This window comes from Pseudomonas sp. B23(2017) (assembly GCF_002113725.1).
Lineage (GTDB): Bacteria > Pseudomonadota > Gammaproteobacteria > Pseudomonadales > Pseudomonadaceae > Aquipseudomonas > Aquipseudomonas putida_Z.
On the sequence record NZ_NEJM01000017.1, the window covers coordinates 138,983 to 155,169 of the forward strand.

14 protein-coding genes and 1 pseudogene are annotated in these 16,187 nt (G+C 59.2%); 9 read left to right on the top strand and 6 right to left on the bottom strand.

The features are described from left to right. Positions 1-324 precede the first annotated feature (324 nt). Entirely contained in the window at positions 325-513 is a 189-nt protein-coding gene (locus CAG46_RS29190; protein WP_085615381.1) for a hypothetical protein, read from the top strand. A 24-nt stretch (positions 514-537) separates the two neighbouring features. Beyond that, a complete protein-coding gene (locus CAG46_RS29195; protein ID WP_085615027.1) occupies positions 538-744 on the top strand; it encodes a hypothetical protein in 207 nt (68 codons plus the stop codon). On the opposite strand, the gene CAG46_RS23720 is transcribed toward CAG46_RS29195, so the two are convergent. Then, positions 707-1,426, bottom strand: coding sequence for an SOS response-associated peptidase family protein (locus CAG46_RS23720; protein WP_085615029.1), 720 nt, complete (start codon positions 1,424-1,426; stop codon positions 707-709). The two genes, CAG46_RS29195 and CAG46_RS23720, sit on opposite strands and share 38 nt — an antisense overlap. 103 nt (positions 1,427-1,529) lie before the next feature. On the opposite strand from CAG46_RS23720, the gene CAG46_RS23725 reads away from it, so the two are divergent. Genes CAG46_RS23725 through CAG46_RS23735 form a run of 3 tightly spaced genes read left to right on the top strand, consistent with a single transcriptional unit; the run spans position 1,530 to position 3,425 of the window. Then, entirely contained in the window at positions 1,530-1,958 is a 429-nt protein-coding gene (locus CAG46_RS23725; protein ID WP_085615383.1) for a LexA family transcriptional regulator, read from the top strand. Beyond that, complete coding sequence (locus tag CAG46_RS23730) at positions 1,948-3,222, top strand: Y-family DNA polymerase (protein ID WP_085615031.1); 1,275 nt, start codon at positions 1,948-1,950, stop codon at positions 3,220-3,222. The genes CAG46_RS23725 and CAG46_RS23730 overlap by 11 nt, the downstream gene beginning before the upstream one ends. Beyond that, the gene (locus CAG46_RS23735; protein WP_085615033.1) at positions 3,216-3,425 is read left to right on the top strand and encodes a hypothetical protein; all 210 of its coding nucleotides are present in this window, start codon (positions 3,216-3,218) and stop codon (positions 3,423-3,425) included. The genes CAG46_RS23730 and CAG46_RS23735 overlap by 7 nt, the downstream gene beginning before the upstream one ends. A gap of 110 nt (positions 3,426-3,535) precedes the next feature. On the opposite strand, the gene CAG46_RS23740 is transcribed toward CAG46_RS23735, so the two are convergent. After that, positions 3,536-4,474: a LysR family transcriptional regulator gene (locus CAG46_RS23740; protein ID WP_085615035.1), complete on the bottom strand. Its 939-nt coding sequence runs from the start codon at positions 4,472-4,474 to the stop codon at positions 3,536-3,538. Positions 4,475-4,584: 110 nt separating this feature from the next. On the opposite strand from CAG46_RS23740, the gene CAG46_RS23745 reads away from it, so the two are divergent. Both CAG46_RS23745 and CAG46_RS23750 read left to right on the top strand, forming a co-directional pair. Beyond that, the gene (locus CAG46_RS23745) at positions 4,585-5,337 is read left to right on the top strand and encodes a 3-oxoacyl-ACP reductase family protein (RefSeq protein WP_085615037.1); all 753 of its coding nucleotides are present in this window, start codon (positions 4,585-4,587) and stop codon (positions 5,335-5,337) included. 11 nt (positions 5,338-5,348) lie between these two features. Continuing rightward, a complete protein-coding gene (locus CAG46_RS23750) occupies positions 5,349-5,945 on the top strand; it encodes an NADPH-dependent F420 reductase (protein ID WP_085615040.1) in 597 nt (198 codons plus the stop codon). A 144-nt stretch (positions 5,946-6,089) separates the two neighbouring features. Here CAG46_RS23750 and CAG46_RS23755 read toward each other — a convergent pair whose 3' ends face one another. Continuing rightward, positions 6,090-6,539, bottom strand: coding sequence for a helix-turn-helix domain-containing protein (locus CAG46_RS23755; protein ID WP_085615042.1), 450 nt, complete (start codon positions 6,537-6,539; stop codon positions 6,090-6,092). Positions 6,540-6,637: 98 nt separating this feature from the next. Between CAG46_RS23755 and CAG46_RS23760 the strand changes: the two genes are divergently transcribed. After that, positions 6,638-7,579, top strand: a complete 942-nt coding sequence (locus tag CAG46_RS23760; RefSeq protein WP_085615045.1) for an aromatic alcohol reductase — start codon at positions 6,638-6,640, stop codon at positions 7,577-7,579. A 371-nt stretch (positions 7,580-7,950) separates the two neighbouring features. Here the strand turns inward: CAG46_RS23760 and CAG46_RS23765 are convergent, their stop codons facing one another. The 3 genes and pseudogenes from CAG46_RS23765 to CAG46_RS29200 form a co-directional block, all read right to left on the bottom strand. Continuing rightward, positions 7,951-8,454, bottom strand: a complete 504-nt coding sequence (locus CAG46_RS23765) for a hypothetical protein (RefSeq protein ID WP_371917548.1) — start codon at positions 8,452-8,454, stop codon at positions 7,951-7,953. Positions 8,455-9,065: 611 nt separating this feature from the next. Beyond that, positions 9,066-9,647 (bottom strand): hypothetical protein, encoded by a 582-nt coding sequence (locus CAG46_RS23775; RefSeq protein WP_085615049.1) that lies wholly within the window; start codon positions 9,645-9,647, stop codon positions 9,066-9,068. 333 nt (positions 9,648-9,980) lie between these two features. After that, positions 9,981-10,380, bottom strand: a pseudogene (locus CAG46_RS29200) (hypothetical protein); the annotation flags it as partial. 434 nt (positions 10,381-10,814) lie between these two features. Here CAG46_RS29200 and CAG46_RS23785 point away from each other — a divergent pair. Next, a partial coding sequence (locus CAG46_RS23785) for a retention module-containing protein (protein ID WP_143493571.1) occupies positions 10,815-16,187 on the top strand: 5,373 nt, incomplete at its 3' end.

Below are 16,187 nucleotides of genomic sequence, written 5' to 3' on the forward strand. Positions count from 1 at the left end.
GGGTTCCTTTTGGGAAAGGGTGATGCAGGAAGTGAGTTACACCTCGGGAAGCCAAGGCCCGGGTAGGGCCGCAGGGAGGGCATAATCATGGCGCGATTTCAGCGAAAAGTGCTTTCGTAAATGGCCACGTAGCGGGGTTCTTTCGAAAGATCTATTCGTTAGAGGCGAATATTTCGAAAAATATATGCGTTTAACTTTCTCGCAGGCGACTGCTCTTATCCTGCTGGCACCGGTCGTGCGGAGCCGCGTCCCCCATTCGCCTGTCTATAATGAGCCGTCTATTGGGGCGGAGCATGGCCTGTGGCGAAGCGTACTTTCATTGGGATGACGGAGGCAGGCGAGCCGCTGCTGCGGGAAGCGCTTGAGGCTATTCGGGCCCACCAGGCGGCTGTAGATGCGGGGCGGCCTGCGGATGAGGTTGAGCGGCTACGGCTATTGGCGGATTCGCTCTACGAAGCGGTTCTCGATTACCAGTTAATCCAAGCAGGACGGGCACCGGCTACCATCCAATGATGACGGCCTCAGAATGGAGTTGAGATGGAGACTAAACCACCGTTCCTTTATCCGGACCATCCCATGTACACCGACGCTGTAGCGGCATGGAGGCGTCATCATGAAGCGAAGGCCTCGGGTGCCCCAGCGGAAGAGGTGGAGCGTCTGCGAATGATTGCCGAGTCTCAGAGCCAGGCTGTCACCGACTACCAGCTCAAAGCGTTAGGCGGCCCTGCTGGTCCGGTTCACTAATTGGTTCGATCAGCTCGGCGCCCTGGTTGCGCACATTCCCCACTGCCTTGCCAACTGGAAACCATCGGAAGTCCCGTGCCGGCCGGCATCCAAACTCGACGATGGCCTCCAAGCGTTCGCCTGATGTGGCTGGATCCAGCCATTCTCTTGCGGTTTCAGGCGAGAGCACCAGGGGCTTTCTGTCGTGGATGTCGACCAGGCCTTGATCAGCAGCGGCTGTGATGACGACAAATCCATCCCGCTCATCTGGCTCCAGTCCCTGATGTACTTCGGCGAGCGCGGCAAAAAATAGCGGTCCGCCATCGGCGCTCGTGATGTAGTACGGCTGCTTTCGCTTCGGGTCTGCAGGATCTGGAACCCATTCGAACCAGCCATTTGCCGGTGCCAAAGCTCTCCCGTTCGGCCACAGAGCCTTGAAGAACTTTCCCATCACCACCGTCTCGGCCCGAGCATTGATCGGGTCAGGGCGTTTCCCCTTCGCCCAGAAAGGCGACCATCCCCACTTAACCCTATCCACACTCAGCCCCTCGTCTACTCTGCGGATGATCTCGACGCGGGTCGAGGGCGCCACATTGAAACGACTGATAGGTTCGTGGTCGTAGCCATTGATTACCACAAGGTCCAGCGATAGCTGGCGCAGGTAGTGATCCATCGACTCATAGATTGAGTACCGTCCGCACATATTTCCCCCTCTCGCCCGTCAGAATTTTCACCGTCCAGGATTGACCGGGCAGCCGATGCCGGATTTACTGTATATGCATACAGTTTGTCTCGGACCTTCCACCATGACCATCACTTTCTTGGGTACGCCAACTGGCGGTACCGAACCGCTTCCGCTGTATTCGTTTCGCGTGCCGGCCGGGTTCCCGTCGCCTGCTGCGGACCATTTGGAAGGCCATATTTCCCTTGATGAGTTATTCGACCTCCGCGCGCCCCATGTGTATCTAGTGAGAGTCGAAGGCGACAGCATGCAAGGGGCAGGCATCTATTCCGGGGATTTCGTCATCGTCGATCGCGGTCGAGAGGCTGAACACGGCGATGTGGTCATTGCCGCAGTCAACAGTGAGCCGGTATGCAAGCGGCTGCACCGCCGTGACGGCGTGGTCATCCTGAAGTCCGAGAACCCGGCGTATCCGCCGCGGTACATCATGGAAGGCGACGAGCTCGTGGTATGGGGCGTTGTGCGTTACAGCGTTCGTGACCATGCACAGTGACCAGGTGTTTGCCCTGATCGACTGCAACTCGTTCTACGCGAGCTGCGAGCGGGTGTTTCGGCCCGACCTGGCCAAGACCCCGATCGTCGTGTTGAGCAACAACGACGGGTGCGTGATCGCCAGGTCGTACGACGCCAAGCCTTTTGTGAAGATGGGCGAGCCTTTCTTCCAGGCAAAGGACAAGCTGCGCCGACACGGCATCGTGGCCTTCAGTAGCAATTATGCGCTGTACGGCGATATGAGCGAGCGGGTCATGACGCTGATCGAGTCAATGGTGCCGGCAACAGAGGTCTACAGCATCGACGAGTGTTTCGCTGACCTTTCCGGCATTCAGGAAAATCTGACCCAGTTCGGGCGAACGCTGCGCTCGAGGATCTTCCAGTGCACGGGGATTCCTGTGGGGGTCGGGATCGCCGGAACCAAGACGCTTGCGAAACTGGCCAATCACACCGCCAAGCGCCTGCTGGCGCAGACAGGTGGCGTCGTCGACATCACCGATCCGTTCAAGCGCGATTGGGTGTTGCGCAATACCGAGGTGAAGGAAGTATGGGGCATCGGCCGGCGTATGACCGCTCACCTCGAGGCGATGGGCATCCGCACAGCTATGGACCTTGCCAAAGCTGACGCCTGGACACTCCGCCAGAAGTTCAGCGTTGTGGTTGAAAAGACGGCCCGAGAGCTCGCTGGCACGCCATGCCTTGAACTGGACGAGGCCGAACCTCCGAAGCAGGAGATCTGCTGCAGTCGGATGTTCGGAAAGCGACTGACTGAGTTGGCTCCTATCAAACAGGCCGTGGCCACTTACGTTGGCCGCGCTGCGGAGAAACTGCGGGCCCAAGGGTCAGTTTGCAAGCGTATGCGGATCAGCATCCGTACCGGCATGTTCAATCCGGACGAGGCGCACCACGCCCAGGGCGCTTTGGTGGAACTGCCATACCCAACTTGCGACACGTTGCTGATGACTCGACTGGCCACGGATGCGGTCGCGCGGATCTTTAGGCCCGGGTTCCGCTACAGCAAGGCTGAGGTGCTGCTGATGGACCTGCGGCAACCAGGTGAGTTTTCAGAGGACTTGTTCGCTCTCAAGCAGTCGGTGGCATGTGACCGGCTGATGCAGGTGATGGATAGCATCAACGAGCGCTGGGGGAGGGGGACAATGCGGGCTGCCAGCGTGCCGGCGACACCGGATTGGGGGATGAGGAGGGAGATGATGAGCCAATCCTATACAACGCGGATCGATCAACTATGGACGGTCAAATGTTGAGCCTGCCACCAGCCTGGCTGGCCGAACTCAATGATCAGCCCGCCCTGATAGCCGATCCGGATGGCCGAGCCGGGGTGCTTGCCGAGCTCGCGATTTCTGCGCACCGACGCGGGGATGTTGATGCGGGCCAGTTGGCCGACATGCTGGAGTTTGCCGAGGCGGCTAGGCTGTGGGCGTTGATTGAGGATGAAGAGGCAGCTTGAGCCGCTCGATGCGCCCGGCGGCTAGGGGGACGCTTGTCGCCGGTCGTGAATGGCTGCTATCGACCCATTGCGGACCTCCGCCAGCGGCTGCTTTCGGCCAAAAGCAGACATTAGTTACTCGCCAAAAGCCTCGCATCGAACCGTCTTCCCCACTTCTGATCACGGGACTGCTCAATCAGGTGATCGATGAACGCCCTTGTCTTGGCCGGTAACAGCTTCTGGCTGGCAAAGTAGAGCGAGATGGGGCCGGCATCGACATACCAGTCCGGCAAGACACGCTGCAGTGCACCGCTTCGCAGATGCGCCAGCACATCCGGTACGGCAAGCAGGGCTACGCCCAGCCCGAGCAAGGCGCTCTGACACAGTGCTTGAGGGTCGTTTACTAGCATCCTTGGTCGTAACTCCAGCGGTGCTCGCTCGCCCTTGGGGTTCTGCAGCATCCAGCTGCGTACCTTGCCGCTCTGAGCCGATCTCATGCCCAAGTGGTCGATTTCGGCGAGCTGCCCTGGCTGATGTGGTGCTGGCCTTCCGGCTAAGTAGGCTGGCGAAGCAACCATTACCAGATGCGCTGGCGCCAGTTCGCGCGCCACCACGCCGGGCGTCAATTCGATGCCGCCGCCAATTGCTGCATCAAAGCCATCGGTGATCAGCTCTACCTGGCGGTTGTCGAAATGCCATTCAGGAGTGACTGCCGGGTAGCGAGCCAGGAACTCAGGCATCAGGGGGAGCAGATAGTCGCGCCCAAAGGCAGGTGCCGCCGACAGGCGCAGCATCCCGGCTGGGGCACCGGCGCTACTGGTGAGATCGGCAATCGCCGCCTGGATACTTTCAAGCCCGCCGCCCACATTGCCGAGAAAGCGTTCGCCGGCTTCAGTCAGAGTCAGGCGTCGGGTGCTGCGCTGAAAAAGGCGCACGCCGAGGTTGCTTTCCAGCTGAGCCACGTTGCGGCTGATGCCCGCCGGCGTCAGACCCAGGCGACGTGCGGCTGCGGAGAAGCTACCGCACTCGGCGCTACGCACGAAGGACTCCAAATTAGCCAAGGTCTCCATAACCACACCTTCAATCATTGATTGAAGGTAATTCTAGTCATTACCTGCTACTGCGTGGAAAGCGAAAAGCGTTTCATGAGCACACCAACCATCCACACGAGGTCTGCATCATGAACAACATCACTCTTCCCCTGAACGGCCAGGTCGCCTTGGTGACCGGCGGATCGCGCAGCATCGGTGCCGCCATCGCCAAACGCCTGGCCGCCGACGGAGCCAGTGTCGCCATCACCTACAACGCCTCGCCGGCCAATGCCGAGGCACTGGTCAGCGAGATAGTTGCCGCCGGTGGCAGGGCAATGGCTATTGCCGCCGATGCGGGCGACCCGCAGGCGGTGCGCAATGCGGTACAGAAGGTCGTCGGCACTTTCGGTCGGCTGGACATTCTGGTCAACAACGCCGGCATCAGCGTACTCGGCGCCCCGGAGGAGATCGCCTTCGAGGATTTCCAGCGCATTCTCGCGGTGAATGTGACCGGCGTGTTCGTCGCCACCCAGGAGGCGCTCAAGCACATGGGGCGTGGCGGGCGCATCATTCATATCGGCAGCTCCATGGTGCAGTACGCCGCCTTTGCCACGGCCTCCGCCTACACCCTGACCAAGGGCGCCTTGGCCGGTTTCAGTCGCGGGCTGGTGCGCGATCTCGGCCCGCGCGGCATCACGGTCAATACCGTGCATCCTGGCCCGACCGACAGTGACATGAACCCGGCGGATGGCCCTGTGGCCGATTTCGTCCGCCCCAACATTGCCGTCGGCCGTTACGGCGAGGGTCGCGATATCGCTGCTGCCGTGGCCTGGTTGGCCAGCCCCGATGCGGCCTTCGTCAGTGGTGCTGAGCTGCTGGTAGATGGCGGCTTCACCGCCTGAGGAGAGATGACATGAAGATTGGAATCATCGGCGCCGGCGCCATAGGCAGCGCCGTCGCACGCGCCCTGAGCAGGGCGGGGATCGAAGTCTCCATCGCCAATAGCCGTGGGCCGGACAGCTTGCAGGGCTTGGCTGACGAATTGGGGCCGAAAGTCATACCGGTAAGCCGGGAGCAAGCCGCCCAGGCTGACATCGTCTTTCTCGCGGTGAACTGGTCGAAAATTCCCGCCACGCTAGAAAACCTGTCTCCATGGAATGGACGCATCGTGGTCGATACCAACAACCCCATCGAGGCGCCGACTTTCCGCCCCTTCGATCTGGGCGGCGAGAGCTCGAGCGAAGTGGTGGCGCGGATGCTGCCAGGGGCGCGTTTGGTCAAGGCGTTCAACCACCTGCAACCAGCGCTGCTAAGTGGCGAGCCTACGGTCGAGGGTGGCCGACGGGTGCTTTTCTACTCAGGTGAGGATGCCGCGGCCAAAGCCGAAGTGGCGCAGTTAATCGAGCGACTGGGCTTCGCCGGTATCGACTTGGGCGGTCTAAGCGAAGGGCGCCTGGCGCAGTTCCCTGGAGGGCCATTACCGGCACTTAACCTGGTAAAGCATGGCTAATCCCCAATCGGGGGGCGCTCCAAGAGTCCGCTTCTGGCCGTTAGCTGCCCTTCGCGAAGGGCGGCTGTAGGCCAAAGGCATGCGTTCAATTTTTGCCAGGTCAGATCGAGTGCTACTTATCTTAATGAGGGTGCACGCTATCGATTACTCTGGATCAAAAAGTGCCGGGGTGGGGATTTGCCAGGCGGGCTTCTTTTCATCTTGACTGTCGAAAGCGCGACGAGCCTCGCGGAATTCCTCAGCGTTTTCGACCACCCACATCCAAACGGGGGACATCCGAACCAACAGCTCCATACCCAGCGGCGTCAGCTCGTATTCGACGCGCGGCGGAATTTCCCCGAACTCCCGTCGAAGCAGTAATCCATCCCGCTCCATGGCGCGTAGCGTCTTGGTGAGCATTCGCTGGGTAACCCCAGTCATCTGCCTTTTTATCTCGGCGTGGCGCATCGTGCCGTACACGCCCAAGGCATGCAGGATGCCCAATGACCATCGGCTACCTGCGTGAGCGAGGACTTCCCGCCTGACGCCATCATCATCTTCTCGGAGCGTTTGGCAGATGGCTTCTGCCTGGCTCAGAGCGTCCTGATTGGTCATTTATTCCTCCTAGGTATCACGCGTGTGCCTTCTTACGAGTACTGCCTGATCATGCCAGCATTTGCTCATGTTATAGGCATCACGCCTCAGGAGGAATCATGACCGAAGCAACCCCACTTGCCCCTCAATCCATTCTTGTTCTCGGCGCCGGGGAACTTGGTTTCCCAGTTTTGCGCAATCTCGTGCGAGTGGCAAAACGCGCACCCGGTTCCCAAATCAGCGTTCTTCTCCGAGAGTCGACCATCAACTCCCAGATACCGGAGAAAAAGGCCGAAATCGATGAGCTTCGCGGGCTGGGCATTCAGATGGTCGCAGCGGACCTGGTGAACGATTCAATTGAACAGTTAGCTGAAGTGTTCGCCCGGTTCGATACCGTCATAGGCTGTGCCGGCATGGTCGCGGGTCGAGAAACCCCCATGAAACTGGCAACCGCAGCGCTAAGGTCGGGGGTGAAGCGCTACTTCCCGTGGCAGTTTGGCGTGGATTTCGAAGTGATCGGTCGGGGCAGCCCCCAAGATCTTTTCGATTCTCAACTCGATGTACGCGAGGCGCTTCGTGCGCAAGACAAAACTGAATGGGTCATTATCTCGACGGGCATGTTCACCAGCTTCCTTTTCGAGCCCGTATTTGAGGTCGTCGACTTCGACAATGACACCGTTAACGCTCTCGGCAGTCTTGAGAACAGCGTGACGCTCACTACACCAGACGACATCGGCGCTCTCACGGCGGAAATCGTCTTCTTCGAACCTCGCTTCCGCAACGAGATTGTCTATCTCTCAGGCGACACGGTGTCGTATGGACAAGTCGCGAACATCCTCGAACATGCGCTGGGTCGTCCGTTCAAAACTAACGTGTGGACTGTTCCGTTCCTGATGGATGAGCTGAGAAAAGACCCTACCCATCACATCAAAAAGTACCGTGCTGTGTTCGCACAGGGCAGAGGTGTGGCATGGCCTAAATCGGGAACCTTCAACGAACAGCAGTCGATTCCAGTAACCACCGCTGAGCAATGGGCTCGGGCGAACCTTGGGGGCAAGTGAGTGCGACGATAGATAGCTGACTTGCCGAGAAATTCCTCGGCTCGACAGTGGACGCTGATAACTAGGTTGAGCGTTTAGAGGAAGACAAGGGGTCTAGACTTCAGCGTAGAGCCTCAGTGTCCGCAATGGGTCGAAAGCGGTCTGTCGAGAACGGCCGCTTTCGACGCGAAGCTGCCGTAGGCCCCGATAGGAAACTTTGTAGGAGCAGGTTTACCCGCGAACACCCGCACAGGCGGTGCCATCTAACGCGGCGCCTGCTTCGCGGCGGTTCGACGCCTCGATGAACCTGCTCCCTCAGAGTACGTGGTGCACCCGCGAAGTCAGTTAATTTCAGCACCTGCCAGGGTTCAAAAGCAGCCTGCCAACGTGCCTCAAAAGGGATCGAGCCGTGCGTTGATGCCAGCCTCCTTGGCCAGCGCAATTAGGTTTTCAACGCCATCATGTTCAATTATGCAACCTACGTAATCGGCGCCGCCTGTATCCACATGCAGAAAGCGCTTTCCGAACCCGATCAGCCATCGATCGAAATCGATTAGAACCTGCATCAGTGATTGTGTCCCTTCATGCTTGCAGGCATAGACCTGGTCAATACCGCTGGCTTCAACCAGCTTCGGTGCCAGGTACTCGAAATCATCGAAGCCACGCACATCCACGGCCATGAGTATCAGATGACTGAGTGACTGGCCTTTCTCTGCGTTCAAAAGACCGCTGACGAGCGCGGTGGCTGGATCCTCTCCCTGGTTGTAATAGCGCAATACCCTTCTGACGAGACGCATGCGTTCTTTTTCAGGTAGGCGCGCCAACAAAACTTGAGTAAATACTTTCAACTGTGCACGCAGCGGGTAAAGCTCTCGCATTATCGCGGCGTCGCTCATCCGTGGTTCATCGGGTGGAGGTTGTGTGAAGCGACCGCCGAACAATCGATCGAACAAGCCCATCGCCGTTTATCACCCTTGGTCACTGAAGTCTATTGCGAAGCTTACCCCAGAGGTTGAATGACGGCGAATAGGGGCTCGGTGATATCACCGCTGCCACAGGATTGCTGCTGCATTCAAAGGCAGCTCTGGGTCGAAAGCGGACGGTGCAGAAGGAATCATGTCATGGCCTGTCTGGCCGAATTGAATGACTAAGTTGCCTTGGTGGCTGATCTTGATGGGCGCGCAGCCGTCCTCAGCGAGATGGCCTACGCCGGGCATCGCCGAAAGGTGGTCGATGACGGGGATCTAGTCGACAGGCTCGAGCTTGCCGAGGCAGCCAGGCTGTGGGCGCTGGATGAGTCTTAGAGGGATTTGGAGTAGGTCGGCAGAACGCCGGAGGAGGGTGGTTCTAGGTGTCTAAAACCGCTCAAAAGGATCTCGGTTTTACTGGCGAAAGTGGCCGAAACTGGCCGAACCATATTAGACAGGCTCGATTCGCAGGCCGCAGGGGGTGCAGCCTGAGGTCGATTTTTTCCGCTACTGCTGCAGTACCGGTGTCATTGCTTAGCCTAGAAAAAGGTCCGTTCAACGTCCGCGATAAATTCTGTGTAGAAGTGGAGCCCCATTTTGGCCAGGTTTGTGGGGTGCTGATCCACTACCTGGTTTCCAAGATGCGAGGTTGGTGGGTTGTACCATTGACCGTTGTTTTTGACAGGTAGGGCAACAGGTTGAGGGGGGATATCAGTGACTATCATTGGGTCCCCCCGGTACTCGACAATCTGGCCGTTGGCTCCAATTTCCAGTCTCTCTATATATCCACCTCGCGGGTTGGCAAAATTCATCGTCCTGTAGCCGGGATTTAGTCTGGTCAGATCCTGAATGGAGTGGGTGTCCGCATCTCGGGCTGCTTTTAGGTAACGCAGCAGCATGTCCTTTCGGCGCAGGGATTGGAACTTGCCTTGCCATGGCTGGAATTTCGCCTGGATTGGTACACAGGCCCGTTCGACCTTGACCCACGCTTTCTCCAAGTGGCCGAGGTATTCTCGCCACTCATTTTCATAGTTGTCGAACGACGAGGCATTGATCATTGCCTCTATCGCTTGCTGGGCTGCGCGGATGTTGGCTTTCGAGTGCTTCAACGGATCGTTCATCTCGAATCCTTATAGGACGGGGGGGGCTGGACTCATGGCGCTTTGGCATTAAACGCAAGAGTAAGGTCAAGCGAGCGCTGAAACCACAAAAATCGGTTCCAAAACTGAAATGGAGACCCTTGCAGGATGCGGCCTGTAGCCGCGCCGTTTCGTCTTTGTTTTGGAATCGATTTCGCCTCTTAGCCAGCATGGATTGGGGATATGTGCCACGGTCTTGAAAACCGTCGATGGGCAACTATCCTAGAGTTCGAATCTCTACGCTTCCGCCATCATTCCTCATTAAAGCCCTGATTATTCAGGGCTTTTTTGTTTTTGGGCCTTGCCCCTTCACCCGGGAGCAAGCCCCTGGCCTCCCTCGCGAGACAGATGGACGAGCACTGTGAATCGGGTTGAGCGCTCGATCAGCGTTCCAATTGCAGAACGGATCAGGTCTATGAGCTTGCCGCTTGTTCACGTTTGAGGGCCTCTCGTGCCTGAATGTAGAGAGCCTGACAAATTGCTCTCTCACAGAGCCGCATAGACTTATCGTCCGGAAAATCGATCTGTAGACGGTTGATAATCTATTCGGGTGACCAGTCGTTGACCCATTTACGTTAACTACGCGCGCCAGTTCCCGCTGGATCGTTAGGGGGTTTCGTAAACGACGGCGAGCAGTTCTACGCGCGACAATATTTTGTGCTCGGAGCAAGCCAATATCTTGTCGGACCGCGAATGTTAAATATCTCCTCTGGATGCAGCGCGCTCGCAAGATGCTGGGGAACAAGCACCCGATGTAAAAAGTTGCAGGTCTGTCGGCTTACCTGAAAAGGCATGAAGCTGTTTCAAAACCTGACACTTTGGGCAGGCTTCGGGCCGCCCCGGTCGGAGCGAGGACAAACGGAATAGAGGAAACGAGTGACGCTCGCATTAATCTTTCTCTATAGCCGCTGGTACCAATGTTCCAGATTGCGAGTAGGGTGGCTGTAGCTTGCAGGAAGAAGCAGAAAATATCTTCTTTAATATCGAAATGTCATTAGGCCATTATTTGTTTTGTTGTTTATTATTGGGTAACTGATATCAATAGCGGTGTTATATAAAGGTTGAATCACGAAGCCTGATAGTTGGCGTCAAAAAATAAACACTTATAAAAATAGACCATCCTTGTAGCCAGCCGACAACACTCGAAGCATGGCCGAACATGGAAGCCAATCGCAAACGTTGCCCGGGAGAGCCGCCTTGAGCATCGCCATAGTCAAAAGTATTGTTGGCCAGGTAATCGCTATTTCCCCAGAGGGCACCCAGCGTGTGCTTGTGGAAGGGGATCGAGTGTTCGCGGGTGAACAGATCCAGACCGGCCCTGGTGGTGCGGTGAGCCTGGAGCTGGCCGATGGGCGCATCCTCGACCTGGGGCGCGACACCCAGTGGAGCGCCGATGCCCCAGATAGCGTGGCCGACCTGAGCGCCGCCACTGCGCAGGCCGCACCATCCGTTGACGAACTGCAACAAGCCATCGCCGCCGGTGCTGACCCGACAACCGCACTCGAAGCGACCGCGGCAGGCCCAACCGGGGCAGGTGCGAACCCTGGTGGCATCGGGGGCGGCCATTCGTTTGTGATGCTTGAAGCAGTGGGCGGGTCGGTCGCCCCCACCATTGGTTTCCCCACCGGGCCACTTGGCGTTGCTGTTGAGCAAGCGCGAGAGTTCGTGGGCAATGCAACACCGGCACAGCAGGCAGCGGTGCTAGTACCTGAATTACCACCCGAGCCTCAGCCGCTTGCGGCCACGCTGACCCTGAGCAGCACCAATGTGCAGGAAGGGGGGCTGATCAGCATCACCGGTACCCTGAGCCAGCCGGCAGGCAGGGATTTCACGGTGACCCTGAGCAATGGCCAGACTTTGTCGTTCAAAGCCGGTGAAACAGTTGCAACGACCGGTGAGTTCGCTGCCCAGAGCGATGATGTGTTCCAGGACGGTGAAATCCAGAACATCACCGTCACCAATGCGGGCGACCATGGCTTTGGCAGCCTCAATACCGGTGCAATCTCTACCCTCACTGTGACCGACACCGTCGATACCGTGAGGGCCGAGCTGAGCATTTCGCCGAACCCGGCCGTGGAAGGCCAGGCGGTGACTTACACCATTACCCTGACCGGGCCGGCCGGTGCCGATTTGACTCAACACGGTGGTCTGTCCATCGCCCTGAGCAACGGCGAGGTGATCAACATCCCTGCGGGCCAGATCAGCGCTTCGCAAACCGCTAACCTGGCGAACGACGTCTATGTGGGCAGCAGTGCTCCGAGCATCGCTATCTCTGGGATCACCGAGCAAGGCACCGGCAAACAGGTCTTTGAGAACCTGGTCAAAGGTGATCCGGTGACCCTGCAGATCACCGACGAACCGGGTACTCCAGGCAACCCTGGCACTCCAGGCACGCCGAATGGTGGCGATGAAGTGACGCTGACCCTCTCCGGCAATGCCGTGCAGGAAGGCAATGCCACGACCATCACCGGCACCCTGAGCCACCCGGCAGGCCAAGCGTTCACCGTCACCCTGAGCAACGGCCAGACCCTGACCTTCGCCGAGGGCGCGCTTACCGCGACTACCAATCCGTTCGTGGCGCAGAGCGATGATGTGTACCGTGACGGCGAAACCCTGACTGTCAGCGTGATTGATACCGGTAGCCACAACTTTGAGAACCTGAACACCAGCGCGACCACGACCGTCACCGTGAGCGACACCATCGACACCGTGAAGGCCGAGCTGAGCATCTCGCCGAACCCGGCGGTGGAAGGCCAGGCGGTGACCTACACCATCACCCTGACCGGTCCTGCCGGTGCCGACCTGAGTCAGCACGGTGGTCTCGATATCGCGCTGAGCAACGGTAAGGTGGTCCACATCGCCGCCGGGCAGATCAGTGGTTCGCAGTCGGGTGTTCTGGCGGACAACGTCTATGTCGGCAGCAGTGCTCCAAGCATCGCCATCAACGGAATCACTGAGCAAGGCACGGGCAAACAGGTCTTTGAGAACCTCGTCAAAGGCGATCCGGTCACCCTGCAGATCACCGACGAGCCGGGTACCCCAGGCAACCCTGGCACTCCGGGCACGCCGAATGGCGGCGATGCAGTAACGTTGACCCTCACCGGTAATACCGTGCAGGAAGGCAACACCACGACCATCACCGGCACCCTGAGCCACCCGGCAGGCCAAGCGTTCACCGTCACCCTGAGCAACGGCCAGACCCTGACCTTCGCCAAGGACGCCACCACCGCGACCACTGCACCGTTCGTGGCCCAGAGCGATGACGTATTCCGTGACGGTGAAACCCAGACCATCAGCGTGACAAATGCGGGCAACCACAACTTCGAGAACCTGAACACCAGTGCCACCACGACCGTCACTGTGAGCGACACCGTCGACACCGTGAAGGCCGAGCTGAGCATTTCGCCGAACCCGACCGTCGAAGGCCAGGCGGTGACCTACACCATCACCCTGACCGGTCCTGCCGGTGCCGACCTGACCCAGCATGGCGGCCTGGATATCGAGCTGAGCAACGGCAAAGTGGTGCATATCGCCGCCGGGCAGATCAGTGGCTCGCAGTCGGGTGTTCTGGCGGACAACGTCTATGTCGGCAGCAGTGCTCCAAGCATCGGCATCAACGGAATCATCGAGCAAGGCACGGGCAAACAGGTCTTTGAGAACCTGGTCAAAGGCGACCCGGTGACCCTGCAGATCACCGACGAACCGGGTACCCCAGGTAACCCTGGCACCCCGGGCACACCGAATGGCGGCGATGAAGTGACGCTGACCCTGACGGGCAATGCTGTGCAGGAAGGGGGGCAGACCACTATTACCGGTACCCTGAGCCACCCAGCGGGCCAAGCGTTCACCGTCACCCTGAGCAACGGCCAGACCCTGACCTTCGCCAAGGACGCCACCACCGCGACCACCGCGCCGTTCGTGGCACAGAGCGATGATGTGTTCAAGGATGGCGAAACCCAGACCGTCAGCGTGATCGATGCCGGCAGCCATAACTTCGAGAACTTGAACACCAGCGCCACGACGACGATCACTGTGAGCGACACCGTCGACACTGTGAAGGCCGAGCTGAGCATCTCGCCGAACCCGACCGTCGAAGGCCAGGCGGTGACCTACACCATCACCCTGACTGGTCCTGTCGGTGCCGACCTGACCCAGCATGGCGGCCTGGATATCGAGCTGAGCAACGGCAAAGTGGTGCACATCGCCGCCGGGCAGATCAGTGGCTCGCAGTCGGGCGTCCTGGCGGACAACGTCTATGTCGGCAGCAGTGCTCCAAGCATCGCCATCAACGGAATCACCGAGCAAGGCACGGGCAAACAGGTCTTTGAGAACCTGGTCAAAGGCGACCCGGTGACCCTGCAGATCACCGACGAACCGGGTACCCCAGGTAACCCTGGCACCCCGGGCACACCGAATGGCGGCGATGAAGTGACGCTGACCCTCACCGGTAATACCGTGCAGGAAGGCCACACCACGACCATCACCGGCACCCTGAGCCATCCGGCAGGCCAGGCCTTTACCGTCACCTTGAGCAACGGCCAGACCCTGACTTTCGCCAAGGACGCCACCACCGCGACCACCGCACCGTTCGTGGCCCAGAGCGATGACGTATTCCGTGACGGCGAAACCCAGACCATCAGCGTGACGAATGCGGGCAACCACAACTTCGAGAACCTGAACACCAGCGCGACCACGACCGTCACCGTGAGCGACACCGTCGACACCGTGAAGGCCGTGCTGAGCATTTCGCCGAACCCGGCAGTGGAAGGCCAGGCGGTGACTTACACCATCACACTGACCGGTCCTGCCGGTGCCGACCTGAGTCAGCACGGTGGTCTGTCCATCGCGCTGAGCAACGGCGAGGTGATCAACATCCCTGCGGGCCAGATCAGCGCTTCGCAAACCGCTAACCTGGCGGACAACGTCTATGTCGGCGGCAGTGCTCCGAGCATCGCCATCTCCGGAATCACCGAGCAAGGCACCGGCAAACAGGTCTTTGAGAACCTGGTCAAAGGCGACCCGGTCACCCTGCAGATCACCGACGAACCAGGCACCCCAGGCAACCCTGGCACTCCAGGCACGCCGAATGGCGGCGATGAAGTGACGCTGACCCTCACCGGTAATACCGTGCAGGAAGGCAATACCACGACCATCACCGGCACCCTGAGTCATCCCGCAGGCCAGACCTTCACCGTTACTCTGAGCAACGGCCAGACCCTGACCTTTGCCAAGGACGCCACCACCGCGACCACCGCACCGTTCGTGGCACAGAGCGATGACGTGTACCGTGACGGTGAAATCCAGACCATCAGCGTGACAAATGCGGGCAACCACAACTTCGAAAACCTGAACACCAGCGCGACCACGACCGTCACCGTGAGCGATACCGTCGACACCGTGAAGGCCGAGCTGAGCATTTCGCCGAACCCGGCAGTGGAAGGCCAGGCGGTGACTTACACCATCACCCTGACCGGTCCTGCCGGCGCCGACCTGAGTCAGCACGGTGGTCTGTCCATCGCGCTGAGCAACGGCGAGGTGATCAACATCCCTGCGGGCCAGATCAGCGCTTCGCAAACCGCTAACCTGGCGGACGACGTCTATGTCGGCAGCAGTGCTCCGAGCATCGCCATCAACGGAATCACCGAGCAAGGCACGGGCAAACAGGTCTTTGAGAACCTGATCAAAGGCGACCCGGTCACCCTGCAGATCACCGACGAACCAGGCACCCCAGGCAACCCTGGCACTCCAGGCACGCCGAATGGCGGCGATGAAGTGACGCTGACCCTCACCGGTAATACCGTGCAGGAAGGCAATACCACGACCATCACCGGCACCCTGAGTCATCCCGCAGGCCAGACCTTCACCGTTACTCTGAGCAACGGCCAGACCCTGACCTTTGCCAAGGACGCCACCACCGCGACCACCGCACCGTTCGTGGCACAGAGCGATGACGTGTACCGTGACGGTGAAACCCAGACCATCAGCGTGACGAATGCGGGCAACCACAACTTCGAAAACCTGAACACCAGCGGCACCACGACCGTCACCGTGAGCGACACCGTCGACACCGTGAAGGCCGAGTTGAGCATCTCGCCGAATCCGGCGGTGGAAGGCCAGGCGGTGACTTACACCATCACCCTGACCGGCCCGGCCGGTGCCGACCTGAGTCAGCACGGTGGCCTGTCCATCACACTGAGCAACGGCGAGGTGATCAACATCCCTGCGGGCCAGATCAGTGGCTCGCAGTCGGGCGTCCTGGCGGACAACGTCTATGTCGGCAGCAGTGCTCCAAGCATCGCCATCAACGGAATCACCGAGCAAGGCACGGGCAAACAGGTCTTTGAGAACCTGGTCAAAGGCGATCCGGTCACCCTGCAGATCACCGACGAACCAGGCACCCCAGGCAACCCTGGCACCCCGGGTACGCCGAATGGCGGCGATGAAGTGACGCTGACCCTCACCGGTAATACCGTGCAGGAAGGCAATACCACGACCATCACCGGCACCCTGAGCCACCCGGCA

Coding starts and splice junctions, on each gene's coding strand:
- CAG46_RS29190 (WP_085615381.1), top strand. CDS start 325: ATGACGGAGGCAGGCGAGCCGCTGCTGCGGGAAGCGCTTGAGGCTATT.
- CAG46_RS29195 (WP_085615027.1), top strand. CDS start 538: ATGGAGACTAAACCACCGTTCCTTTATCCGGACCATCCCATGTACACC.
- CAG46_RS23720 (WP_085615029.1), bottom strand. CDS start 1,426: ATGTGCGGACGGTACTCAATCTATGAGTCGATGGATCACTACCTGCGC.
- CAG46_RS23725 (WP_085615383.1), top strand. CDS start 1,530: ATGACCATCACTTTCTTGGGTACGCCAACTGGCGGTACCGAACCGCTT.
- CAG46_RS23730 (WP_085615031.1), top strand. CDS start 1,948: ATGCACAGTGACCAGGTGTTTGCCCTGATCGACTGCAACTCGTTCTAC.
- CAG46_RS23735 (WP_085615033.1), top strand. CDS start 3,216: ATGTTGAGCCTGCCACCAGCCTGGCTGGCCGAACTCAATGATCAGCCC.
- CAG46_RS23740 (WP_085615035.1), bottom strand. CDS start 4,474: ATGGAGACCTTGGCTAATTTGGAGTCCTTCGTGCGTAGCGCCGAGTGC.
- CAG46_RS23745 (WP_085615037.1), top strand. CDS start 4,585: ATGAACAACATCACTCTTCCCCTGAACGGCCAGGTCGCCTTGGTGACC.
- CAG46_RS23750 (WP_085615040.1), top strand. CDS start 5,349: ATGAAGATTGGAATCATCGGCGCCGGCGCCATAGGCAGCGCCGTCGCA.
- CAG46_RS23755 (WP_085615042.1), bottom strand. CDS start 6,539: ATGACCAATCAGGACGCTCTGAGCCAGGCAGAAGCCATCTGCCAAACG.
- CAG46_RS23760 (WP_085615045.1), top strand. CDS start 6,638: ATGACCGAAGCAACCCCACTTGCCCCTCAATCCATTCTTGTTCTCGGC.
- CAG46_RS23765 (WP_371917548.1), bottom strand. CDS start 8,454: ATGAGCGACGCCGCGATAATGCGAGAGCTTTACCCGCTGCGTGCACAG.
- CAG46_RS23775 (WP_085615049.1), bottom strand. CDS start 9,647: ATGAACGATCCGTTGAAGCACTCGAAAGCCAACATCCGCGCAGCCCAG.